Annotated in this window: 19 protein-coding genes and 5 tRNA genes; 21 read left to right on the forward strand and 3 right to left on the reverse strand. The window is 61.8% G+C overall.

What is annotated here, in order from left to right; translation table 11 throughout:
• Positions 1–106 precede the first annotated feature (106 nt).
• The gene (locus tag KIH77_RS05105) at positions 107–1,033 is read left to right on the forward strand and encodes an undecaprenyl-diphosphate phosphatase (RefSeq protein WP_219100029.1); all 927 of its coding nucleotides are present in this window, start codon (positions 107–109) and stop codon (positions 1,031–1,033) included.
• 157 nt (positions 1,034–1,190) lie between these two features.
• On the opposite strand, the gene KIH77_RS05110 is transcribed toward KIH77_RS05105, so the two are convergent.
• A complete protein-coding gene (locus tag KIH77_RS05110) occupies positions 1,191–2,024 on the reverse strand; it encodes a PAC2 family protein (RefSeq protein WP_236024488.1) in 834 nt (277 codons plus the stop codon).
• A 158-nt stretch (positions 2,025–2,182) separates the two neighbouring features.
• Here KIH77_RS05110 and KIH77_RS05115 point away from each other — a divergent pair.
• The 17 genes from KIH77_RS05115 (at position 2,183) to KIH77_RS05195 (ending at position 14,960) form a co-directional block, all read left to right on the forward strand.
• A tRNA-Gly gene (locus KIH77_RS05115) sits at positions 2,183–2,255 on the forward strand.
• A 22-nt stretch (positions 2,256–2,277) separates the two neighbouring features.
• Positions 2,278–2,348: transfer RNA gene (locus KIH77_RS05120), tRNA-Cys, on the forward strand.
• Positions 2,349–2,354: 6 nt separating this feature from the next.
• Positions 2,355–2,426 (forward strand) — tRNA-Val (locus tag KIH77_RS05125).
• Between the two features lie 38 nt (positions 2,427–2,464).
• Positions 2,465–2,540, forward strand: a tRNA-Val gene (locus KIH77_RS05130).
• 25 nt (positions 2,541–2,565) lie between these two features.
• Positions 2,566–2,638 (forward strand) — tRNA-Gly (locus tag KIH77_RS05135).
• A gap of 225 nt (positions 2,639–2,863) precedes the next feature.
• Positions 2,864–4,897, forward strand: coding sequence for a threonine--tRNA ligase (thrS, locus tag KIH77_RS05140; RefSeq protein ID WP_219100030.1), 2,034 nt, complete (start codon positions 2,864–2,866; stop codon positions 4,895–4,897).
• A 114-nt stretch (positions 4,898–5,011) separates the two neighbouring features.
• Positions 5,012–5,770 carry a YebC/PmpR family DNA-binding transcriptional regulator gene (locus KIH77_RS05145; protein ID WP_219100031.1) on the forward strand — a complete coding sequence of 253 codons (759 nt, stop codon included), beginning with the start codon at positions 5,012–5,014 and terminating at the stop codon, positions 5,768–5,770.
• A 9-nt stretch (positions 5,771–5,779) separates the two neighbouring features.
• Positions 5,780–6,358: a crossover junction endodeoxyribonuclease RuvC gene (gene ruvC, locus KIH77_RS05150; protein ID WP_219100032.1), complete on the forward strand. Its 579-nt coding sequence runs from the start codon at positions 5,780–5,782 to the stop codon at positions 6,356–6,358.
• A gap of 69 nt (positions 6,359–6,427) precedes the next feature.
• On the forward strand, positions 6,428–7,042 hold the full coding sequence (gene ruvA, locus KIH77_RS05155; RefSeq protein WP_219100033.1) for a Holliday junction branch migration protein RuvA: 615 nt from the start codon (positions 6,428–6,430) through the stop codon (positions 7,040–7,042).
• A gap of 2 nt (positions 7,043–7,044) precedes the next feature.
• Positions 7,045–8,121: a Holliday junction branch migration DNA helicase RuvB gene (gene ruvB, locus KIH77_RS05160; RefSeq protein ID WP_219100034.1), complete on the forward strand. Its 1,077-nt coding sequence runs from the start codon at positions 7,045–7,047 to the stop codon at positions 8,119–8,121.
• Between the two features lie 75 nt (positions 8,122–8,196).
• Positions 8,197–8,697 (forward strand): preprotein translocase subunit YajC, encoded by a 501-nt coding sequence (locus KIH77_RS05165; protein WP_219100035.1) that lies wholly within the window; start codon positions 8,197–8,199, stop codon positions 8,695–8,697.
• Between the two features lie 98 nt (positions 8,698–8,795).
• Positions 8,796–9,374, forward strand: a complete 579-nt coding sequence (locus tag KIH77_RS05170; RefSeq protein WP_219100036.1) for an adenine phosphoribosyltransferase — start codon at positions 8,796–8,798, stop codon at positions 9,372–9,374.
• A gap of 81 nt (positions 9,375–9,455) precedes the next feature.
• The gene (gene sucC / locus KIH77_RS05175; protein ID WP_219100037.1) at positions 9,456–10,655 is read left to right on the forward strand and encodes an ADP-forming succinate--CoA ligase subunit beta; all 1,200 of its coding nucleotides are present in this window, start codon (positions 9,456–9,458) and stop codon (positions 10,653–10,655) included.
• Positions 10,652–11,575 carry a succinate--CoA ligase subunit alpha gene (sucD, locus tag KIH77_RS05180; protein WP_219100038.1) on the forward strand — a complete coding sequence of 308 codons (924 nt, stop codon included), beginning with the start codon at positions 10,652–10,654 and terminating at the stop codon, positions 11,573–11,575. The genes sucC and sucD overlap by 4 nt, the downstream gene beginning before the upstream one ends.
• On the forward strand, positions 11,572–12,993 hold the full coding sequence (locus KIH77_RS05185) for a cell division protein PerM (protein ID WP_219100039.1): 1,422 nt from the start codon (positions 11,572–11,574) through the stop codon (positions 12,991–12,993). The genes sucD and KIH77_RS05185 overlap by 4 nt, the downstream gene beginning before the upstream one ends.
• Positions 12,993–14,633 carry a bifunctional phosphoribosylaminoimidazolecarboxamide formyltransferase/IMP cyclohydrolase gene (gene purH, locus KIH77_RS05190; protein WP_219100040.1) on the forward strand — a complete coding sequence of 547 codons (1,641 nt, stop codon included), beginning with the start codon at positions 12,993–12,995 and terminating at the stop codon, positions 14,631–14,633. Before KIH77_RS05185 ends, purH begins: the two co-directional genes overlap by 1 nt.
• 15 nt (positions 14,634–14,648) lie before the next feature.
• Positions 14,649–14,960 (forward strand): DUF3017 domain-containing protein, encoded by a 312-nt coding sequence (locus KIH77_RS05195; protein ID WP_219100041.1) that lies wholly within the window; start codon positions 14,649–14,651, stop codon positions 14,958–14,960.
• Between the two features lie 97 nt (positions 14,961–15,057).
• Here KIH77_RS05195 and KIH77_RS05200 read toward each other — a convergent pair whose 3' ends face one another.
• Positions 15,058–16,143 carry an aquaporin gene (locus KIH77_RS05200; protein ID WP_219100042.1) on the reverse strand — a complete coding sequence of 362 codons (1,086 nt, stop codon included), beginning with the start codon at positions 16,141–16,143 and terminating at the stop codon, positions 15,058–15,060.
• A gap of 211 nt (positions 16,144–16,354) precedes the next feature.
• On the opposite strand from KIH77_RS05200, the gene KIH77_RS05205 reads away from it, so the two are divergent.
• The 3 genes from KIH77_RS05205 (at position 16,355) to ybiA (ending at position 20,971) form a co-directional block, all read left to right on the forward strand.
• Positions 16,355–17,110 (forward strand): pseudouridine synthase, encoded by a 756-nt coding sequence (locus KIH77_RS05205; protein ID WP_308283261.1) that lies wholly within the window; start codon positions 16,355–16,357, stop codon positions 17,108–17,110.
• Complete coding sequence (der, locus tag KIH77_RS05210; RefSeq protein WP_219100044.1) at positions 17,107–19,236, forward strand: bifunctional cytidylate kinase/GTPase Der; 2,130 nt, start codon at positions 17,107–17,109, stop codon at positions 19,234–19,236. The genes KIH77_RS05205 and der overlap by 4 nt, the downstream gene beginning before the upstream one ends.
• 376 nt (positions 19,237–19,612) lie before the next feature.
• The gene (ybiA, locus tag KIH77_RS05215; RefSeq protein ID WP_219100045.1) at positions 19,613–20,971 is read left to right on the forward strand and encodes a riboflavin biosynthesis intermediates N-glycosidase; all 1,359 of its coding nucleotides are present in this window, start codon (positions 19,613–19,615) and stop codon (positions 20,969–20,971) included.
• Between the two features lie 540 nt (positions 20,972–21,511).
• On the opposite strand, the gene KIH77_RS05220 is transcribed toward ybiA, so the two are convergent.
• Positions 21,512–22,156 (reverse strand): hypothetical protein, encoded by a 645-nt coding sequence (locus KIH77_RS05220; RefSeq protein ID WP_219100046.1) that lies wholly within the window; start codon positions 22,154–22,156, stop codon positions 21,512–21,514.
• Between the last annotated feature and the right edge of the window lie 1,031 nt (positions 22,157–23,187).

The raw sequence follows: 23,187 nt of genomic DNA on the forward strand, positions 1-23,187 counted from the left end.
TGATTTCTTAGAGGGATGGGGCTAAGGTGTTGCATCGTACTGATACAGAACGACGGCCATTCCTCGTGCCGTTATCAACAACGTATTTAAGGGACAACAGGGAATTATGAATTTCTTCCAGGCGATTTTCCTTGGTCTGGTGCAGGCTTTGACCGAATACCTGCCCGTGTCTTCCAGCGCCCACATCCGCATCATCGGCGACCTGACCATCGGTTCGGACCCCGGTGCCGCGTTCACCGCCATCATCCAGATCGGCACCGAGCTCGCGGTTCTGCTGTATTTCAGGCGGGACATCGTACGCATCCTCGGCGCCTGGTTCGGCTCGCTGTTCGGCAAGGAGGGCAAGGATGTGAAAAGCCGGCTGGGTGCGCACAACAAGGACACCCAGATGGGCTGGTACATCATCATCGGAACCCTGCCGATCATGATTGTGGGACTGCTGCTCAAGGACACCATCGAGACCACGTTCCGCAACCTGTGGATCACCGTGACCGTGCTCGCCCTGTTCGGCGTGCTGCTGTGGGTGTTCGATGCGCGTTCGCGTCAGGTCAAGACCATGGGTCGCATGACGGTGAAGGACGCCATTATCTTCGGCATCGGCCAGATGCTCGCCCTGATTCCCGGCGTATCGCGTTCCGGCGGCACCATCACCTTCGGCCGCGCCATGGGCTATACGCGTGAGGCCGCGGTCCGTGTGGCGTTCCTCATGGCCATCCCCGCGGTGTTCGGAGCGGGAATCCTCGAGGCCGTCTCCGCGGTCAAGGATGTGAGCGCATGCAACGCTGGCGGGAGCGGAGCCGCCGAGGCGTGCAAGGCCATCGGCATGTTCCCCGGCTGGGGCCCCACCATCGCCGCCACGGTGGTGTCGTTCCTTGTGGGATACATCGTCATCATCGGCTTCCTGAAGTTCGTCTCGACGTTCTCCTACAAGGCGTTCGCCATCTACCGCATCGGGTTGGCCGTTGTCGTGGCGATCCTGCTCATCACCGGCGTGCTTCCCGCCATCGATCCCTCCGTGGCGGCCGCCGCGTAGCGCGGCCTCCGCGCGGACGAATAAACGCGTCGGACCTCCCGCATGTGCGAGGAGGTCCGACGCGTTTATGGTATTCGTGTGGAGCCGGCATGCGTGAATCGGACGTCATGGGAGACGGCAGCCGTCACCCGATTTCCGATTCGATACGACGACGAGCCTATTCCGCGGCCGGATGGTCGAACGACCGCAGGAATTCCTCGGTCTCCTCCACGAGCTGACGGGCATGGGGAGTGGAGACGTCGTGGCCGGGGGAGTGCTCATCCATATGGCGTTCCAGATGGTGGACGTAATCCGAAAGATCGTCGTTGCAGCGCATGAGCATATCGGCCTTGGCCCGCCATTTCTCCGCCTGGGTGGGCAGGTCGCCCTCCTCCAGAGACATGTCGAGTATGGAGCTGATCTCATCCAGCAGACGCATCGTGGCGCTGGGGCATTCATCGCCACCCAGATACTGGGGGACGGACACCCAGAGCGAACGCGCCTCGAACCCGTCCTCCGCCGCCGCGTAATGCAGCACGGTCGGGATGCCGACCGGCCCTGAATAGGCGTCCTCGCCGGCGTCGTCGTCATCCCCGTCGGAATGGCTGACCGGCAGTGCGCGCGTATGCGCGCATTCGGCGAACATGGAGCCGAGCGTGATGATGTCGGTCACCTCGCATTCATCCGCGAAGCGCAGCGAACGCTGGCAGAAATCCGACCAGTGGAAGTTCGGCTCCGGCCCCATCTCCACGTACAGCTTCGTATGCTCGTCGATTTCGATCTCATAGAACGTGGTTTCGGGCCATACGATCCGTCTGCGGCCTTGGATGGTGCACATCATGGGCCGGGAGGACTGGTAGTCGTAATACGAATCGCAGCAGATGTGTCCGATCTCGCGGGATTCATATACGTTCAGCAGGTGGCGGATGACGTCGGTCGCCGCCTGGCAGGCATCGTTCCAACCTCCGAATGCGGCGATCATGAAACGCCGCTTGCTCATGCTCTCACTCATGTCTTCCACCCTAACGGATATTCGGGGGAGGAGGACATGAGTAAGCCATGAGAGTAGGGATGAAGCCGTCGGAGAAACGTCGACACGCCGATTTGCGAGATGAGGTAGTGCTCGTTATAGTAGTTACTCGTGCTTGCGGCTCAGGCCGTAGGATACATGCGGACATAGCTTAGTTGGTAAAGCGCGACCTTGCCAAGGTCGAGACCGCGGGTTCGAGTCCCGTTGTCCGCTCGAGTCCACACAAGGACCGTATGGTGGGTTAGCCAAGCGGTTAGGCAGCGGCCTGCAAAGCCGTATAGACGAGTTCGACTCTCGTACCCACCTCTTTTTGGGCGGTTGGCGCAGAGGTAGCGCACTTCCCTGACACGGAAGGGGTCACAAGTTCGAATCTTGTATCGCCCACTCGATTTCCCTCCGGGAAAACAGTGATAACTCAATCTGGGTGATTGGCGCAGCGGCTAGCGCACTTCCTTCACACGGAAGGGGTCGCAGGTTCGATTCCTGCATCACCCACCATGCCGGTTCTCACGCCGGCAGTTGTGCGGACATAGCTTAGTTGGTAAAGCGCGACCTTGCCAAGGTCGAGACCGCGGGTTCGAGTCCCGTTGTCCGCTCCGGTGCCACTCTTCGGAGTGGCTTTTTGTTATTCTCATCACGTTTTCGACGTCCGGCGGCGGCCTCCGATGCCGCATGGGGGCGTCTTTCGCCGGAAAATGGCCGTCCAAAGCCGTCGCCGCCGGTATTTGACCTTGTCGTCGTTAGCGCTTACGCTTGCATCGTCAAGTTCAGTCCAGGCCTGCACATTAGTAACGCGGACCCCCGATAGCAAAGGACATACCATGGCGCAAGCTACCATCTCCATTACGGTCAACGATGAGGCGAAGGAGGTGGAAGCAACCACCACCGGCGTCGAACTGTTCGCCGACGACAAGAACATCATCGCCGTACGTCTCAACGGCGAGCCTCGCGACCTGTACACGCCGCTGCACGACGGCGACAAGGTCGAGCCCATCGCCCTCGACAGCGAGGACGGTCTGGCCATCATGCGCCATTCCGCCACCCATGTGATGGCGCAGGCCGTGCAGCAGATTCGCCCCGACGCCAAGCTCGGCATCGGCCCGGTGATCAAGAACGGCTTCTACTACGATTTCGACGTGGACGAGCCCTTCACCCCCGCGGACCTCAAGGACATCGAGAAGCGCATGCAGCGCATCATCAAGTCCTCGCAGACCTTCCGCCGTCGTGTGGTCACCGAGGAGGAGGCCCTCGAGGAGGAGAAGGACCAGCCCTACAAGATCGAGCTGATCAAGGACAAGGAGGCGCACCTCGACCCGGAGGCCGCCACCGAGGTGGGCGAGTCCGAGCTGAGCTTCTACGACAACGTGGACCGCGACGGCAACGTGGTGTGGAAGGACCTGTGCCGCGGCCCGCACCTGCCCAACACCCGTTTCATCAAGGCGTTCAAGCTCGAGCGCAGTGCTGCAGCCTACTGGAGGGGCAGCGAGAAGAACCCGATGCTGCAGCGCATCTACGGCGTGGCGTTCTTTACCAAGGAGGACCTCAAGGAATACCAGGCCAGGCTGGAGGAGGCCGCCAAGCGCGACCACCGCAAGCTCGGCCAGGAGATGGACCTGTTCTCCTTCCCGGATGAGATCGGTCCGGGTCTGGCGGTGTTCCATCCCAAGGGCGCGGCCATCATCAACGCGATGGAGGACTACTCCCGCGAACAGCACCGCAAGCACCACTACAGCTTCGTGCAGACCCCGCACATCACCAAGGGCGGCCTGTACGAGACCTCCGGCCACCTGCAGTGGTACAAGGACGGCATGTACCCGCCGATGCGCCTCGACGAGGAACGCGACGAGAACGGCAACATCACCAAGCAGGGCTTCGACTACTACCTCAAGCCGATGAACTGCCCGATGCACAACCTCATCTTCAAGTCCCGCCAGCGCAGCTACAAGGAGCTGCCGCTGCGGCTCTTCGAGTTCGGTACCGTGTACCGCTACGAGAAGTCCGGCGAGGTCCATGGCCTCACCCGAGTCCGCGGCCTGACGCAGGACGACTCCCACATCTACTGCACCCGCGAGCAGATGAAGCCCGAGCTCAAGCGTCTGCTGAACTTCGTGCTGGGTCTGCTCAAGGACTTCGGCCTCAACGACTTCTACCTGGAGCTGTCCACCAAGGACGAGCACAAGTTCGTCGGCTCCGACGAGATCTGGGAGGAGGCCACCACCACACTGGCCGAGGTCGCCAAGGAATCCGGACTCGAGCTCGTGGCCGATCCGGGCGGCGCCGCGTTCTACGGCCCGAAGATCTCCGTGCAGGCCCGCGACGCCATCGGCCGCACCTGGCAGGTCTCCACGATCCAGCTGGACTTCAACCTTCCCGAGCGCTTCAAGCTCGAGTACATCGCAAAGGACGGCACGCACCAGCGTCCGGTGATGATTCACCGCGCGCTGTTCGGTTCCATCGAACGCTTCTTCGCCATCCTGCTCGAGCACTACGCCGGGGCCTTCCCGGCATGGCTCGCCCCCGTGCAGGTGACCGGCATCCCGGTGGCCGACGAGTTCGCCCCCCATCTGGAGCAGTTCATCCACGAGCTCGAAGACAACATGGTGCGCTGCGAGATCGACTCCTCCGACGACCGCTTCGGCAAGAAGATCCGCAACGCCTCCAAGTCCAAGGTGCCGTTCACGCTCATCGTGGGTGAGGACGACATGAACAAGAACGCGGTGAGCTTCCGCTTCCGCGACGGCAGCCAGCTCAACGGCGTGCCCGTGGACGAGGCCAAGGCGAAGATCCTCAAGGTCATCGCCAAGCGCGTGCAGGTCAACAGCGTCGACGACTTCAACGCCGCCACCGAGGCCTGAGACCTATCCCACGCGGCCGCATCGCGGCCACGGTCCCATGGAGGTCACACCGCAAATGTCGGTGTGACCTCATAAAATCACACTGTTTACCGTAATCCAATACTTAGGAGAGTCATGTCAGGACATTCCAAGTGGGCCACCACCAAGCACAAGAAGGCGGCCATTGACGCCAAGCGTGGCAAGCTCTTCGCCAAGCTCGGCAAGAACATCGAAATCGCGGCCCGTCTCGGCGGTGGCGACCCCGATGGCAACCCGGCCCTGTACGATGCCATCACCAAGGCCCGCAAGAACTCGATGCCGGCCGACAACATCAAGCGCGCCATCAACCGTGGCTCCGGAGCCGAAGCCGGCGGCGCCAACTACGAGGACATCGTATACGAAGGCTACGCCCCCGGCGGCGTCGGCCTCATCATCGAATGCCTGACCGACAACCGCAACCGCGCCGCGGCCGACGTGCGCTCCACCCTGACCAAGGGCGGCGGCTCCCTCGCCGAGAACGGTTCCGTGAGCTTCAACTTCGAGCGCAAGGGCATCATCGAAGTCCCCGCCGAAGGCGTCGACTACGACAAGGTCTTCGAAGTGGCCGCCGAGGCCGGTGCCGAGGACGTGACCGAGGACGGCGACACCTACACCGTCACCACGAGCCCGAGTGATCTGGTCGCCGTGCGCACCGCCCTGCAGGATGCCGGCATCGATTACGATTCCGCCGAGAACGCCATGGTCGCCATGAACGAGATCGAACTCGACCTTGACGGTGCCCGCAAGGTGTCCAAGCTCATCGACAACCTCGACGACCTCGACGACGTGCAGAACGTCTACAGCACGTGGAAGGCCACCGATGAAATCATGGCCCAGCTGGAAGCCGAGGACTGACAGCGGTTCATGATCATTCTTGGAGTCGACCCCGGACTGACGCGGTGCGGAGTCGGCGTAGTGGAAGCCGGCGCATACCGCCGGCTTTCCTTTATCCACGTCGATGTCGTACGCTCCGATCCGCATGAGTCGCAGGACCTGCGTCTGCTGAGAATATACAACGGGCTCTGCGCGAAACTCGACGAGTTCTCGCCGGACGCCGTCTCCATCGAACGCGTGTTCGCCCAGTCCAACCGCAATACCGTATTGGGCACGGCGCAGGCGGCCGGCGTCGCCATGCTCGCCGCGGCGCAACGCACCATCCCCGTGGCGTTGCATACGCCTACGGAGGCCAAATTGGCCATTACCGGTAACGGGCAGGCGCAGAAGATACAGGTGGAGCGTATGGTCACCCGTATTCTCAATCTGAATACAATGCCGACGCCCGCCGACGCCGCCGACGCCTTGGCCTTGGCCATCTGCCACGCCCTGCGGCCCTCCGGTGCATTGCAGGGCGGTGAACGGGAGCAGCATCTCACCAAGGCGCAACGGCAATGGGCCCAGGCTGCCCACAGAGCGCATGGGCGCGGGCTGCGGCGTGGCATGTAAGGCATGTAGTAGCCCCTGTATACAATATCGAACAGATGTTCGATATTTGCGTGATAATGGAGGTTCCGCATGATCGCGAGCCTGAACGGCACGGTCGCCGCCGTCATGAAGGATGCGGCCATCATCGAAGTGGCGGGCGTAGGCTATGAGGTACGGATGCCGTCTTCGGATCTCGCTGCCATGCACATTGGCCAGCAGACCACGGTGTTCACCAAGATGAACGTGTCGCAGGATGCCATCGCCCTGTACGGGTTCCTGTCGTCGGCCGCCAAGGACCTGTTTCTCAGTCTGCAGAAGGTGAGCGGCATCGGGCCGAAGGTCGCCCTTTCCATCGTGTCGACGCTGGGACCGAAACAGCTGCTTTCGGCGGTGGCCAACGGTGACGTCACGGCGCTTGCCAAATCGCCCGGACTAGGCAAGAAAGGCGCCCAGAAGATCATCCTCGAGCTCAAGGGCAGTATCAATCTCGATGACATCGATGCCGCGGAGGCCCCGATGGAGCAGCAGGACTCCGGCGTCGAGCAGGTCGTCGCCGCACTCGTGTCCCTCGGCTGGCAGCAGCGCGATGCGTTGCAGGCCGTGAGAAGGGAACTGAAGAACGAACGGCACGAAGGACCGGTCGCGGACTCCGATGTTCCGCGGTTGCTGAAGGCCACACTTGCGTCCATGGATAGGGGAAGGTGACGATGACAGTACAGGACACCGACGATACCGCGTCGTTCCAGCCGAATGAAGGCGCGAAGGAGGAGTCCCTTCGCATGGTCTCCGCCTCGCCCATCGGGTCGGAGCCGGTCAGCGACGAGGAGCTGCGACCCTCCGGGCTCGATGAGTTCATCGGCCAGCCGCGGCTCAAGGCCCAGATGAAGCTGTTCCTCAACGCGGCGCAGAAGCGTGGGGTCCCGCCGGACCACATCCTTCTCGCCGGCCCTCCGGGACTGGGCAAGACCACGTTGGCCATGATCGTGGCCAACGAACTCGAATCGCCGATCCGCATCACCTCCGGCCCGGCGATTCAGCATGCCGGCGATCTCGCCTCCATCCTCAGCTCCCTTGAGGAGGGCGAGGTGCTGTTCATCGACGAGATTCATCGTCTGCCGCGTGCAGCCGAGGAGCTGCTGTACATCGCCATGGAGGATTTCCGCGTCGATGTCGTGGTAGGCAAAGGGCCCGGTGCCTCATCCATTCCGCTGACCCTTCCGCGGTTCACCGTGGTCGGCGCGACCACGCGCGAAGGCATGCTGCCCTCGCCGTTGCGCGCCCGGTTCGGCTTCACCGCGCACCTTGACTTCTATCCCCGGGACGAGATGCGCAAGCTGATTCTGCGCTCCGCGGCGGTCCTCAACGTGCGTATCGACGAAGACGCCGCCGACCAGCTGGCGCGGCGGTCCCGCGGCACGCCGCGAATCGCGAACCGCCTCCTGCGTCGCGTAAGAGATTGGGCGATCGTGCATAACCTCGACCATGTGGACGTCGAGGCCGTCCAGCAGGCCCTTGACCTCTATCAGATCGACGTCGAGGGCCTCGATCGCCTCGACATCGCTGTGCTCCGCGCCATATGCGGCAGCTTCAACGGCGGCCCCGTGGGGCTGAACAACCTCGCGGCCATGGTGGGGGAGGAGTCCGAGACCGTCGAGACCGTATGCGAGCCGTATCTCGTCCGCGAGGGCTTCCTCGTACGCACGCCCAAGGGACGTGTGGCGACCTCCCGCGCATGGGAGCATCTGGGCATGCGTCCCCCGGATGATGTCAATGTGCTGTTTTAGCCTGAATAGGTTGGTTCCGCAGCGATTCGTACCGTGGGGAACATCAAGACTAACCTGCAAAGGAGATCAAACATTATGGGTGGTAACAGCAACACCATGATGCTCATCGCCATCATCGTCGTCATCGGCGGCATGATGTGGTATCAGTCTCGCCAGTCCAAGAAGCAGAAGGGCAAGGTCGAGGACTTCCGATCCAATCTGAAGAAGGGCGATAGCGTGGCCACCTACTCCGGTCTGATCGGCACCATCGAGGAGGTCGATCTCGACATCGATCAGGTGGTCGTCAATTCCGAGGGGTCGCTGAGCCGCTGGCGCATCCAGGCCATCACCGAGCCTCCCGTCGTCCCGAACTACGTCTCCGACGAGGAGTTCGAGCAGGAGAAGGCCGCCGGAACCGAATCCGACGAAAAGCCGTCCTCCGACGAGGGCACCGCCGACGAGGCCCCGAAGCAGGCCTCCGAGAACGACGTCGAGGCCACGGAATCCAAGGCCGAGGAGGCATCGGACGATGCCAAGGCCCCGGCGGAGACCGAAGAGGACAACAACGAGAACAAGGCCGGCGAAACGACCAAGTGACCATGCGGCCCCGCGCCATATGATCATGACTCGACACTGATACACGGCGTCCGGCATCGTCAATGATGCCGGACGCATAACCATCAGAGGTGGGACACATGACATCGGATATCACCGTCGCCCAGCTGTCCGTCGTAGGACAGGACAATGCGGATTACCTGCTTTCCCTGATTCGCACCATTCCGGGCTTCCCCAAGGAGGGAATCAATTTCAGGGATTTCATGCCGGTGCTTGCGGACGCCAAGGGTCTTTCCATCCTTATCGATGCATTGGCCAAGGCGCTGCCGGTATCCGTGGATGACTTCGACGCGATCGCCGGACTGGAATCCAGGGGCTTTCTCATCGGCGCGCCGCTCGCGGTGCGCCTGAACAAGGGCTTCGTCGCCATTCGCAAGGCAGGGAAGCTGCCGCCGCCGACCAAGCGCGTCGACTACGCGCTCGAATACGGCACGGCGGCGATCGAGGTCGAAGACCAGGCCATCCGCCAGGGGGAGCGTGTGCTGGTCGTCGACGACCTCATCGCCACGGGGGGAACGGCCGCAGCAGCCGAAAAACTTATCGAGGAACATGGGGCCACCGTCGCGGGGTTCAGCTTCGTCATGGAGCTCACCGGCATTCCCACCCCGACGGCGATCGGGCGTCACAAGCGCTCCTCATTGCTGACCATGCCGGCCTGAATGGGGCCGCATAATCACATCGACGCATATCACGTCGCGACCATACAGTCGTTTTGAAAGGAAACAAGGGGAACAGTTCTGATGGATCTGTATGAACATCAAGCGCGCGAACTGCTCGAAGAGGCCGGCATCCCGACCCCTCGCGCAATCTACGCACAGAATTCGCATGACGTGGCCGAGGCCACAAAGCAGATCGGATTCCCCTGCGTCATCAAGGCGCAGGTGAAGATCGGTCATCGTGGCCAGGCGGGCGGCGTCAAGCTGGCGCATGATCTCGACGAGGCGATTCTCGCCTCCGAGCAGCTGTTCCCCATGACCATCCACGGTCATAAGGTCAACGGCGTATTGGTGGCCGAGGCCAAGAACATCATCCACGAATACTATGTCTCCATCTCCGTCGACCGTACGTCACGCGATTACGACGTGCTGGCGACCGCCAACGGCGGCACCGAGGTCGAGGAAATCGCCAAGGCGCATCCCGAGTCCGTCAAGCGCCTGCATATCGATCCCCTTGAGGATTTCGACTTCGCGGCGGCCAAGCATATGGCCGAGCAGATCGGCTTCTACCATGCCGACGGCGACCAGGCGGCCGATATCCTCCTGAAGATGTGGCAGGCGTTCCACAACACCGACGCCACCCTGGTGGAGATCAACCCGCTTGCCAAGGTGGGCGATCCCGACGACGAGTCCTCGAAGTCGCTGTGCGCCCTCGACGCCAAGATCTCCCTCGACGACAACGCCGCATACCGGCATGACGGATGGAAGCGCTTCGTCGACCCCACCGAGGGCGATCCGCTGGAGAACAAGGCCCGCGCGCTCGGACTGCACTACGTGCATCTTGACGGCCAGGTCGGCATCATCGGCAACGGGGCGGGGCTCGTCATGAGCTCCCTGGATGCGGTCGCCGGAGCCGGGGAGACGCAGGGGACCGATGTGAAGCCCGCGAACTTCCTCGACATCGGCGGCGGCGCATCGGCCGCGGTGATGGCCGAAAGCCTCGAAATCGTACTCTCCGACACCAAGGTCCGTTCGGTGTTCATCAACGTGTACGGCGGCATCACCTCCTGCGAGGAGGTGGCCAACGGCATCCTCGAGGCCATCGGATCGATGGACAACATCCGGCCCATCGTCGTGCGTTTCGACGGCAACAAGGCGAAGGAGGGCCTGCGGATCCTCGCCGATGCGAACAATCCGCACATCCAGGTCGCGCAGACCATGGAGGAAGCTGCGGCGACGGCTGCCGAGCTGGCGGCCAATGCCATGAAGGGAGACGCACGATGACGCTATTCATCGAAGACGGTGCCCCGGTCATCGTCCAGGGTATGACCGGCCATCAGGGCATGACCCACACGGCGCGCATGCTCAACGCCGGAACGAACATCGTGGGTGGCGTGAACCCCCGCAAGGCCGGAACCACCGTGCCTTTTGACCTCGCGGACGGCACCACCGCCGACATCACCGTATACGGCACCTGCCAGGAAGCCAGGGAGGCCACCGGCGCCAAGGCCAGCGTGGTGTTCGTTCCCCCGCGCTTCGCCAAATCGGCCGTCGTCGAGGCGATAGAGGCAGGCATCAAGCTTATCGTCGTCATCACCGAAGGGATTCCCGTCGCCGACTCCGCCTACTTCGTGGCTCTGGCCCGCGAGCACGGTGCGCGCATCATCGGCCCCAACTGCCCGGGACTGGTCACCTTCGGCTCCGAACCCGATGCCAAGGGCGTCAACCTCGGCATCATCCCCGACGGCATCGTGCCTCGCGGACCGTTGGGACTGGTCTCCAAGTCCGGCACCCTGACCTATCAGCTTATGGGTGAACTCTCGGACTTCGGCTTCACCGCCGCACTTGGTGCCGGTGGCGACCCCATCGTCGGCACCACGCTGCTGGAGGCCGTGCAGGCGTTCAACGAGGACGACAACACCAAGGCCGTGGTCATGATCGGCGAAATCGGCGGCGGTGCCGAGCAGGAGGTCGCCGAATGGGCCAAGGACCATATGACGAAACCCCTTGTGGCCTATATCGCGGGCTTTACCGCGCCCGAAGGCAAGCAGATGGGACATGCCGGAGCCATCGTCTCCGGTGGTAAGGGCACCGCAAAGGAGAAGAAGGAGGCTTTGGAGGCCGTCGGCATCCGCGTGGGACGCACCCCGGGACAGACCGCGGAGATCATGCGCGAGATCATGGCGGCACACGGCATCCGATGAATCCCTATCTGAGGAGTCTCTGCCGGGGACTGGGCTCATCGGCCCTGTCCCTGGCGCTATACACCATCGCGTTGATGTGCTTCAACGCCTTGATGCTCCTGATCGTCTCCATGGAGGAGGGCGGTCAGGGCCTCACCGACTACACGATGGAATTCACCAAGTCGGTCATACTGCTTTCGCAAGGCACCGGCGTCGATTTCCAAACGATTCATCTCACCCTCACCCCGCTGGGCCTCACCCTGTTGCTCATCATCCTCATCAGGTCGGTGTCGTTCCGTTTCGGCTGCTCACTAATCGGATATTGCTCAGGAGCCGCGCTATGGGCGGCGCTGCATGCGTGGATGCTGGCCACACTGTCCGTCACCGTGGTCGGCGTTCCGGCCGTCGCCATCCTCAAATCGGTATTGGTATTCAGCATCGGCTATCTGTTCGCATGGCTTCCCGGCACTGACGCGGCCGAACGTTTCGGTCCGCGGAACTGGGCGTTCATCGGCCCCGAGTGGCGTAGGGCCATCGGAACGGGCCTGTTCATCGGCGGGGTCATGCTTCTCGGGCTTCTGCTTGCGGGAACGGTCGTCACCGTGGTCTGGATCGTGCTCAATGCCGGAACGGTAGGCGACATGTACACCATCGTCGGCATGGACACCGGATCGGCCGTCATGACCACGATCGCATGCCTCATATGGCTGCCGAACTGCGTGGTATGGGCGCTTTCCTGGGTGTGCGGTGGCGGGTTCTCCGTCGGGGAGACGGCCACGTTCTCACTGTGGGCGGACAGCAGCCAGGCGATGCCGGCGGTGCCCGTGTTCGGCGTGTTCCCCCAAGCGGTCGGCGACGACGCCGTGCGCATCGCCCTCATGCTGCTCCCGTGTCTGATCGCGATGATCGTCTCCATATGGCCGTTGATGTCCCCCACATGGTTCGACATGCTCGCCGTCAATCCCTCCGGAAAACTCCTGTCGTGGGACACCGCACGCAGGTTCGGATTCCCCGCGGTGTCGCTGTGTCTTTCCTGCATCATCATCAGTCTGGCGACGCCGCTGATGTTCCTGCTGTCCAACGGGTCGTTGGGCCGTGAGCGACTCGCCCATGTGGGTGTGAGCGTGGCCTCGTCCACGCAGGTCGTCGTGCGTCCGGCCGCCATCGGGCTTCTGGCGGCATGGCTGCTGACGGTCGTTATCGCATGCCTGCGTTACGCCGTGCTGCAACTGCGCGGGAACAGGGTTGCCGGCGTCGTCAACGTCCGGCACGACGGCGAGGATTCGGACGACATCCGGCCGCGCCGCATGGTATCGGGCGGATTCCCGCACACGTCGGCTTCGGAACCGGAATCCGGCGGTTCCTCTACAGTAAAACCAAGAACTTCCCGTAGCATCGCTTCGGAAAACCATCATCCGACAACCAAGGAGGACAGGTAATGTCAAGCACCACGCGACCCATCAAGCGTGCACTGGTGTCAGTGTTCCATAAGGAGGGCATCGAGGTCCTGGCCAAGGCGTTCGTCACCGCGGGGACCGAGGTCGTGTCCACCGGTTCCACCGCCAGGAAGCTTGCCGAGCTGGGAGTGAACGTCACCCCCGTGGAGAAGGTCACCGGATTCCCCGAAAGCCTTGACGGACGCGTGAAGACGCTTGACCCGCACATCCACGCCGGAATCCTCGCCGATATGACGAACCCGGAGCATGAGGCTCAGCTCAAGGAGCTGGGCATCAAGCCGTTCGACCTCGTCGTCGTCAACCTCTACCCGTTCGCAGACACCGTCCGTTCCGGCGCGAACGAGGCCGACACCATCGAGAAGATCGACATCGGCGGCCCGTCCATGGTCCGCGGTGCCGCCAAGAACAGCGCCACGGTGGCCATCGTCACCGACCCCGCCGACTACGCCCTCGTGGCGCAGCGCATTGAGAACGGCAACGGCTTCACGCTGGAGGAGCGCCGCTATCTTGCCGCCAAGGCATTCGCCCACACCGCCGCCTACGACGCCACCATCATCGAATGGGCCCGCCACCAGTGGCCGAAGCCGCAGACCTTCACCCTTGACGCCGCGGACGGACAGGATTCCGCGGATGCGGTCGTCGACGAAAAGCTCTTCCCCCCGACGTTCACCGAGACCTGGGACCGCACCCACGTGCTCCGCTACGGCGAGAACCCGCACCAGCAGGCCGCCCTGTATCTCGATCCGCTGAACCAGCATGGCTTCGCCCACGCCGAACAGCTTGGTGGCAAGCCGATGAGCTACAACAACTATGTCGACGCGGACGCCGCGTGGCGCGCCGTCTGGGACTTCGCCCCCAGCATCGCCGTCGCCGTGGTCAAGCACAACAACCCGTGTGGTCTCGCGCTCGGCGCCACCGTGGCCGAAGCACACAAGAAGGCCCATGCCTGCGATCCGATGAGCGCCTATGGCGGCGTCATCGCCGCGAACTCCACCGTGACGCTGGAGATGGCGCAGAACGTCCGCCCCATCTTCACCGAGGTCATCGTCGCCCCCGATTATGAGCCGGAGGCGCTAGAACTGCTGCAGACCAAGAAGAAGAACCTGCGCATCCTCAAAGTGAGCGAGCCGCCGCGGAGCAAGCGCCAGATCCGCCAGATCGACGGCGGACTGCTCGTCCAGTCCACCGACCTCATCAACGCGGTGGGCGACGACCCGAATGCATGGAAGCTGGTCTCCGGAGAACCGGCCGACGAAGCCACGCTCAAGGACCTCGTGTTCGCATGGCGCGCCATCCGCTGCGTGAAGTCCAACGCCATCCTGGTCGCCCATGACCAGGCCACCGTCGGCATCGGCATGGGGCAGGTCAATCGAGTCGACTCCTGCCATCTCGCCGTGGATCGCGCGAACACGCTCGCCGACGGCGCGAACCGAACCGAAGGCTCCGTGGCCGCGTCCGATGCGTTCTTCCCGTTCGCCGACGGCGCCGAGATTCTCATCAACGCCGGCGTCAAAGCCATCGTGCAGCCCGGCGGATCCATTCGCGACGAGGAAGTGTTCGAGGCGGCCCGCAAGGCCAACGTGACCATGTACGTCACCGGCACCCGCCACTTCTTCCACTGATCGGACGCCATGTCGATGCGTATACGAAAACGCAACGAACCGAAGGCGCCGGAACCGCCACACGTCTCCGAAGCGCATGAGGGCAAGCCCGCATATGAGTGGGGCGTCGCCGCATGCGTGGCGTTGTCGGCGATTCTGGCCGTCTGCGGCCAGATATTCTGGGCGACGATTGTGATTGCCGTGGCCTCCATCGTCTCCGCGACGGTCAGGCTGCTGCTACATGAGAGAAGTCCCTGGAAGATTCGTTCGATCGGATTCGACTGTTTCTTCGGCTTCGCGCTCGGAATAGGCCTGCTGGCCACCTACGCCAGCATCATGCTGTTGTAGTCCGTATCATCGGCGGGCCGGTATTATTTGGCATGAAAAATGGGGGAACGGATTTATTCCGTTCCCCCAAAATCGTTGTTACGCGGATTCCGGAGAATTATCGCTTGTCCGTCGCCGGTTCGGCGGCATCCGCATCACCGTCTTTAGACGGAGTATCGGATTCCAGGTTTTTTCCGGGCTCCTTATGGGATTCCTCATGATTGGTCTGTGCGGCGGACTCGTCGGAGGGCTCCGCGGCGGGGGCCTCCTCCTCGGAGGAATCCGGGGAATCCTCGTCGGCGTCTGTCGTGGCCTCACTGTCGGCAGAGGCAGAGTCGTCGAGATCCACCGTCTGCAGCCCGCCGGCGGTGATTTCCGTATCGGAATCCTCGGCGCCGGCGACCTTGGTCTTGTTCAACGTGGAGAACACCAGAGCGACCAGTGCCACGATGGCACCGGCCAGCAGCGGGCAGGCCCAGAACACCCACAGCTGGCTGAGCGGATCGACCGTCAGGTTCTGACCGTGGGCGAACAGTGCGATGCCGGTGGAGCGAACGGGGTTGAGACCCGCACCCGTGATCGGATAGGCGACGGCCGTGGCCGCACCATAGGCGATCGCCACGGCGGACGTGTGCGAATGCATGGGGGAGCCGTCACGACGGAGCGTGACGAACGTGGCAGCCACCACCAGCAATCCCATGGCAATCTCCACGACCATGGCGGCGTTGAAGCCGAAGGTGACGCCGGCCTGGCTCAGCACGCTGTTGGAGGGGGAACCCTCGCCGTATCCGTTGACCGCCGAACCCAGCCACACCGACAGTGTGACGTTCTTGGCGGTGGGCAGTATCTTCACCGCGAGGAAACCTGCGGCGACGGCGCCCACAAGCTGGGCCAGGAGATAGAAGATGCCGTCAAGCCAGGAGGTCTTCGACGTGAGTACGGCGGCCAGCGTGACCGCGGGGTTGAAGTGCCCGCCGGAGAACCTGGCGAACACCACGGTGGCGGCGGCGTACGACAGGCCGACGACGAAGGCGAAGAACAACGCGTTGGCGCCGTAGATGATCATTCCGTACGAACCGGCCGCGTAGATCGCGAAGCAGACGAGGAAGGTGCCCGCGAGCTCGGCGAGCGCGCGGATGACCGGGGACGGGCTCAGCGTGCGCGGATGGCAGGTCTGGGCCGGAATCGTTTGTGTCTGTGACATTATCGTCCTTCAATTAGTCCTTGCAAACGTCTCACATAGTACCAGTCGTTCAGACGTCCGGTTAGAATAAAAGCACTATGATTCGCTGGGAATCCTCTGAGAGGACGGCGACCATATTTCAAGTGAACATCAATCGATACAGTCAACGATCAGTTGAGTACTAGTTATGAAAGGCCACGTTGGGAGAACGATGCCAGAGCAGCATTCAACCATGAACACATCCGAAGACAACAACGCTTCCGAGGGCATTCGCCTGCAGAAGGTGCTGGCGCAGGCCGGCTATGGTTCGCGACGCAAGTGCGAGCAGATCATCACCGAGGGCCGTGTGGAGATCGACGGCGAACTGGTGACCACGCTGGGAACCCGCGTCGATCCGAAGAGGCAGAAGATCCTGGTGGACGGTTCGCGCGTCCACATCAACGACCACCACGTGACGCTTGCGCTGAACAAGCCCAAGCGCGTGCTGTCCACCATGAGCGATCCGAAGGGCCGTTGGACGCTTCGCGACATCATCGGCGACAAATACGAGCGCGTGTTCCATATGGGACGCCTCGACTACGATTCCGAGGGCCTTATCCTCATGACCGACGACGGCGAGCTGTCGCAGCATGTCATGCACCCCAAGTACGAGGTCGCGAAGACGTACATCGCCACCGTGGAGGGCAAGCTCGGCGGCAACGTGTGCCGTCGTCTGGTCCGCACCGGCGTCAAGCTCGATGACGGCTGGGTCAAGCTCGACAGGTGCTCGATCCTCGACCAGAACCGTGAGTACACGATGGTGCGTGTGGTGCTGCATTCCGGACGCAACCGCATCGTCCGCCGCATCTTCGGCTCCATCGGGTTCCCGGTGAAGCGTCTGGTGCGTACGCAGATCGGCCCCATCAAGCTGGGCGAGCTCAAGCCGGGCTCGTACCGTGTGCTGTCGCCGGTCGAGGTGAAGTCGCTGGAGAAGGAGGTCGGGCTGTGATCCGAGTCGCCATCGACGGTCCCGCAGGCGTCGGCAAGTCGTCGACGTCGAAGGCCCTGGCCACGTATTTCGGCTTCGCCTACCTCGACACCGGCGCCATGTACCGCGCCGCCACGTGGTGGTGCCTCAACCAGGGTCTCGACCTGGATGCGGAGCAGCCCGACGCCGATCGCATCGTCGACACCGTGGGCCGGTTCTTCACCGAAGACCATTTCGACATCTCCGTCGACCCGGAGCATCCCGATGTGACGTCGGACGGCGTGAGCATAGCCGAGGCGATTCGTTCCCGCGAGGTGTCGTCGCATGTGTCCGTCGTATCGTCCATCATGCCGGTGCGCAGCCTGCTGATCGCCGCCCAGCGCGCATACATCGCCCGTGAGGCGGGCGAGGACTCGTTCTCGCATGGCGCCGGCGTCGTCGCGGAAGGCCGTGACATCACCACCGTGGTGGAGCCCGATGCCGAGGTCCGTGTGCTGCTCACCGCCCGTGAGGAGGTGCGTCAGGCGCGTCGTACCGGCCAGAGCAACGCCTCGCAGGTGGGTGCCGACAACGTGGCCGCCCGCGACAAGGCCGATTCGAAGGTGACGAGCTTCATGTCGGCCGCCGAGGGCGTGACCACGGTCGACAACTCCGACATGGATTTCTCCGAGACCCTTGATGTGCTGATTCATATGGTCGAGGACGCCATGGAGACGCAGGCCTACGAACAGTACGCCTCGAACCTCACCGAATACGAGCTCGACGCGGAGGACCGGCGTCTTGTCGACGGCGCGTTCACCACGCCGGAGGATGAGTCCCGGGCCAAGGCCGTGGGCGTGCTCGCCGTGGTGGGACGGCCGAACGTGGGCAAGTCCACGCTGGTGAACCGCATCCTCGGCCGTCGCGCCGCCGTCGTGGAGAACACACCGGGCGTGACGCGCGACCGTGTGAGCTATGACGCCGAATGGGCCGGCACCGATTTCAAGCTCGTCGACACCGGCGGCTGGGAGGCCGACGTGGAGGGCATCGAGTCGTCCATCGCCAGCCAGGCCGAGATTGCCGTGCAGCTTGCCGACGCCGTGGTCCTTGTGGTGGACGGCACCGTGGGTCTGACCGCCAGCGACGAACGCATCGTGAAGATGCTGCGTCAGTCCGGCAAGCCGGTCACGCTCGCCGTGAACAAGATCGATTCGCAGGCGGAGGAGTATCAGGCCGCCGAATTCTGGAAGCTCGGTCTGGGCGAGCCGTTCTCCATCTCCGCCATGCACGGCCGAGGCATCGGCGACCTGCTGGACGAGTCGCTGGAGAAGCTGCGGAAGGCGGAGAAGACGTCCGGTCTGCTCACGCCAACCGACCTGCGTCGCATCGCGCTCGTGGGACGTCCGAACGTGGGCAAGTCGTCGCTGCTGAACCAGATGGCGGGGGAGACCCGTGCCGTGGTCAACGACCTGGCCGGCACCACGCGCGACCCCGTGGACGAGGTCGTGACCATCGACGGCGAGGACTGGCTGTTCATCGACACGGCCGGCATCAAGCGTCGTCTGCACAAGCTGTCCGGCGCCGAATACTATTCGTCGCTGCGCACGCAGGCCGCGTTGGAACGTTCGGAACTCGCCTTGGTGCTCTTCGACGTGTCCCAGCCGATCGCCGACCAGGACCTCAAGGTCATGAGCCAGGCGGTGGACGCCGGGCGTGCCATCGTGCTCGTGTTCAACAAATGGGACCTGCTCGACGATTTCGGCCGCCAACGCATCGAACGCCTGTGGGCCACGGAGTTCAACCGGGTCACATGGGCGCAGCGTGTGAACCTGTCCGCGAAGACCGGCTGGCACACCAACCGTCTTGCGAGCGCCATGCGTTCCGCTTTGGCCTCCTGGGACAAGCGCATACCCACCGGCAAGCTCAACGCCTTCCTCGGCCAGATCCAGGCCGCGCATCCGCATCCGCTGCGTGGCGGCAAGCAGCCGCGCATCCTGTTCGCCACGCAGGCGTCGAACCGTCCTCCGCGGTTCGTGATCTTCGCGACCGGGTTCCTTGAGCATGGCTACCGTCGTTTCATCGAACGCAGTCTGCGCGAGGAGTTCGGTTTCGAGGGCACGCCGATCCAGATCTCGGTGAACATCCGCGAGAAGAAGCGCCGTAAGTAGAACGTGGTCTTACGAAATAACGATTATTCATATTGATGTTCATGTTGATATGAATAATCGTTGCGTTCGCGGCGTTTGATTGGAATGATGGTCGGTATCATATCGAGATAATCGCTATGATACCGACCATCATTGTCTATATCGCAGCACCTCCTTGTACTGCACGGCATCCATACGACCTGTGTGACACCGATGCCAGGTCGCGTAACGTCGCATCCAAGTCGAACGTGCTCATTCCAGCCGCTTCGACATGCGGCGAGCTGTCCTGTTCACCGGCGTTCGGGGCGTTATTGTCTTCGGCCATGCGGCCTCCTTCCGCCCGAATCCGGACATAAGAAAAGCCACCTACAATCGGTGGCCTACACTTGAGATAGAGATGCTGGTATTCAAAGAATTGCGGTCAATGATGAAACCGATTTGGACTGTGGATGATGTTGACGCATGGCGCGATGCGGCGATGGGCCGAAACGATGCCGACAGGCTTGATCACGAGGAATGGGATGGCCCGAAGCGTCATTATTTCGGTTTTTGGAACGGTGAGGACTGGGCCTCTAACTTCCATCCGGCACCGTTCATCGTCGATTGGAAGGAACCTGACGGGTCGGTGAAGGAACTGCGGTTCGAGTGCAGCGAACAGTGGTTCATGTTCCGCAAGGCATGGCGTTTCCATGACCGTTCCGCTATGGATGCCGTGCTCCAGTCTGGATTGAAGCCGTACCAGTACAAGGTGATAGGCCGCAACGTGCAGAACTTCGACGAAACCGTGTGGACTGAGGAATCACGTGGCTACATGTTCGAAGCTCTGATGTTCAAATTCTCCCAGAACCCCGATCTAGCTCGGCAATTGGTGGACACCGGGAATCAGGTGTTGGTCGAGTGTTCCCCGTTCGATGCCATCTGGGGCGTTGGCCTCGGCAAGCAGACGAAGGACGGTCAGGCGGACGATCGATGGAGGGATTCACATAACTGGCGCGGAAAGAATCATCTCGGATTTCTGCTCATGGATGTGCGCGACGTACTTCAATCCGATAAGACGCCGTTCGACTTCAAATATGGCCCCTTCATCGAACTGATCCCGCAACTGGACAGGCCGGCGAACGAGCTGTACAAGTGGGTGTACCCCGAATCGCATGAGGAAGGCGTGACCCCCATGGGATGGTGTGCTTACGGCCCTGCGGTAGATCATTGGTGGCATCTCATCTACTCGACCCCCGGATGCACGGACTGCTATCCGGTGTTGGAGAGGTCCGGCATCAACCCATGGAAGACCCTGCAATCGGGCAACTATTCCAATCTCAATGCCGAACAGGTGCAGGCGCTGATGACATGGCTGACACGACGTGAACGTTTCGGCGAGGGCACGATATGCGAATCGCTGGATAAAGGCTGGCTCCTCAACCTGCTGAAACGGCTCCGCGACATCGGCAGGAAGCTGGAACAGGATCGCAGGAACCATGAAATCACCTATGAACGGGCATATAACATGGCGCAAAGGCTCTATAACAGCAGGAACGCGATAATCGTATCCGCCAGACGTCTACGCAACGGATGGATATTCTGTTTTCTCCAACCTAAGGATGATAACGGCTGGGTCATTCCTCAAGGTGGCCCCATGCCGATCGCCGTATTCGAAGACGGCCGAGTACAAAGTCTCCAGATGCCTTCCGACGAGGCGTTCAGACTATTCGACGAGGTCATCGACGAGTCAATCCCATTGCCACAGAGCGATTCCTAAAGAGTCGTCTCCAAGTCACGAACCGTTTCCATGTCACGATGGTGCATGTTGCCGGGGCCGTCAAGCATAATTGGCGAGCTGTAGAGGCGTTCGGCCTTGCCGGTTTTCTTGTTCACGTACCAGTCACAGTCGTCGAGCACCGCGAAGTCTGGGTCCGCGGACACGTGGTAGTACTCGGCATCCTCACGGCCTTCCGGGCTGGTGGGGATGCCGCCGTTAACCTGTTCGACAATCAGCCCCGCCTGATGTATCGGTCATCTTGTCCTCCTTGACTCGGTGGCGTGGATTCCGTCCAGTTGTCGTACTCGTCGGAGTGCTTGCGTCATGCGGCGTCGTCACGGTGGGCCCGTTGGAGCTTCCACTCGCTCCAGCTTCTCACGGTGCCGGAATCCGTGACCCATGGTTTCGCATAGGTTGGCGCGTCCTCAAAGTTCGGTCGGCCACCTTCTTCTAGAAGCGCGTCGGTGGGTTCCATGTCGTCCACGCGCAGGAACCTGAGCTCGCCGTCCTTGATGTCGGCGAACTGGTTACTTGTTCGAGCTAGGCCGTAATGGGTGTTCCTCCGTTGACCACGCACCACAGGCCGTAGCTCATGATTGTCTGGGCAAGCAGTTCCATGCGGTCGCGTAGCATCATGCCGGCTGGGGTGGAACGGAATTCGACGTCCATGCGGTCACGGATCACCGCCATGTCGTAGTGGTCGGTCATGGTGTGCGTGAGATTCCATAGGGCTCCCGGAATATCAAGGATGTCGTCCACATCATCCGTGTTGATGACCAGTACGTTCCTGTCTCCGGTCGGATGAATCGGGGTCGGATACGTGACGAGAGGGTTTACGCCGAAATCATATAGAAGGGAGGAATGCCGGAGGACCGCTTCATTCAACGCGCCGGCAAGCAGAACCAGACCATCATGCTCGTCCGAATCGTACTCCTTGCCGATACGTGGTTGGACGAGCGACAGAGCCGCGGCCGCATCATCGAACATGCCCGTCTCCTCGTATGAAATCCACGGTGGCCCAGATGTCTTGGCGATATCACGAAGCGTCAGCATCGTCCGGTCAATTTGCCTTGCCGTAAACGCGATGGCATGAGCGTGCCCATCGGCATCGGCCGGGATCATTACCCGCCATTGCGGCATATTGGCATTATTCATGGTCTCCCGGCCCCTCCCGTACGGGAACACGTTGTTTTGACGATTATATATGAGTATCGCAGTTGATGCCTGCGCTTCCGAGCGTATGGAGCAATCGCGGCATTGAAGGTACTGCAGAAGATGAGGCCTTCCGGAATGGAACTCTCGACGGAATCCTGTAAAGAAGAAGCCGATTGGAGCCGTGAATGATGTTGCCGCTGGTCGCACACGTGGCGCGACGGTTCTAGGATGGGCTCCCGCCTGTGGCGTTCCTGTGGCGGTTTTGGGGGCTTCGTATCGGATAGACCGTCTCCCAGCAGGAGAAACGAAAAGCCCGGAATCGCTGAGATTCTGGGCTTATTGGTCAAGCCGGCGAGAGTTGAATCCGCGGCCCAATCGAGTGGTTCGCGCCAGTGTCTGCCATAGCTGTCAGATGACGTTTGTGTTTTTCGAGGGGACGGCTATGGGCATGGACTGCTGCGCTGCTTATCTAACATGCAACGTCCGAGACCGTCCTGCCAGTCGTCATACTCGATGCCGCACAGTCGGGCCTGAGCCTTCACTCGCGGCTAGCCGGTAGAAACTATGCCCTTCGGCAACACCACGTGCCGGGCTACGCCAGACAGCCTCCTCGTCGAGCTAGGCATCCTCGACCTCCATAGCAACCGACGGCTTGCCCTCGCCGTCCCGGCCCCCCCCAGCCGCTTGATCTCCCGACTCACTTCAAGCAGACGACGCGACAGCGCCGCCAAGTCACGCGGCGGCGTATCTAAATCGAACACCGCCTGTTCCAGACGCTTCAACGTACGGCGCAGCAACGTCAGGTACTCGTCCATGAGGTACCTCCGATAGACATGGGAAAAGCGGGGATACCACTCGACTTATATACCAGTCTTGAAAGCTGGTCGCGCAAGGTCCCCGCCATTACTTCTCACGCCAAGCTCCTATAGGGGCGAGTAGAGAAGCGAGCGGCCCAGACACCAGTGAGCTAACCCAGGTAGGAATCCGCTCTGTTGATTTCTCACTCTTTGAACCAAGAAGGGCTCGCATAGAGAAATCAAGACGTCCTGAGTATATCAGAT

The organism is Bifidobacterium pluvialisilvae, assembly GCF_019331695.1.
Classification (GTDB): Bacteria; Actinomycetota; Actinomycetes; order Actinomycetales; family Bifidobacteriaceae; genus Galliscardovia; species Galliscardovia pluvialisilvae.

Bases quoted from the DNA above. Each gene is read 5' to 3' on its own strand.
- sucC (WP_219100037.1), top strand. From the start codon at position 9,456: ATGGATCTGTATGAACATCAAGCGCGCGAACTGCTCGAAGAGGCCGGC.
- thrS (WP_219100030.1), top strand. From the start codon at position 2,864: ATGGCGCAAGCTACCATCTCCATTACGGTCAACGATGAGGCGAAGGAG.
- KIH77_RS05200 (WP_219100042.1), bottom strand. From the start codon at position 16,143: ATGTCACAGACACAAACGATTCCGGCCCAGACCTGCCATCCGCGCACG.
- KIH77_RS05205 (WP_308283261.1), top strand. From the start codon at position 16,355: ATGAACACATCCGAAGACAACAACGCTTCCGAGGGCATTCGCCTGCAG.
- sucD (WP_219100038.1), top strand. From the start codon at position 10,652: ATGACGCTATTCATCGAAGACGGTGCCCCGGTCATCGTCCAGGGTATG.
- KIH77_RS05185 (WP_219100039.1), top strand. From the start codon at position 11,572: ATGAATCCCTATCTGAGGAGTCTCTGCCGGGGACTGGGCTCATCGGCC.
- ruvA (WP_219100033.1), top strand. From the start codon at position 6,428: ATGATCGCGAGCCTGAACGGCACGGTCGCCGCCGTCATGAAGGATGCG.
- ruvC (WP_219100032.1), top strand. From the start codon at position 5,780: ATGATCATTCTTGGAGTCGACCCCGGACTGACGCGGTGCGGAGTCGGC.
- KIH77_RS05105 (WP_219100029.1), top strand. From the start codon at position 107: ATGAATTTCTTCCAGGCGATTTTCCTTGGTCTGGTGCAGGCTTTGACC.
- KIH77_RS05145 (WP_219100031.1), top strand. From the start codon at position 5,012: ATGTCAGGACATTCCAAGTGGGCCACCACCAAGCACAAGAAGGCGGCC.
- ruvB (WP_219100034.1), top strand. From the start codon at position 7,045: ATGACAGTACAGGACACCGACGATACCGCGTCGTTCCAGCCGAATGAA.
- KIH77_RS05195 (WP_219100041.1), top strand. From the start codon at position 14,649: ATGCGTATACGAAAACGCAACGAACCGAAGGCGCCGGAACCGCCACAC.
- KIH77_RS05110 (WP_236024488.1), bottom strand. From the start codon at position 2,024: ATGAGTGAGAGCATGAGCAAGCGGCGTTTCATGATCGCCGCATTCGGA.
- ybiA (WP_219100045.1), top strand. From the start codon at position 19,613: ATGCTGGTATTCAAAGAATTGCGGTCAATGATGAAACCGATTTGGACT.
- KIH77_RS05165 (WP_219100035.1), top strand. From the start codon at position 8,197: ATGGGTGGTAACAGCAACACCATGATGCTCATCGCCATCATCGTCGTC.
- purH (WP_219100040.1), top strand. From the start codon at position 12,993: ATGTCAAGCACCACGCGACCCATCAAGCGTGCACTGGTGTCAGTGTTC.
- KIH77_RS05170 (WP_219100036.1), top strand. From the start codon at position 8,796: ATGACATCGGATATCACCGTCGCCCAGCTGTCCGTCGTAGGACAGGAC.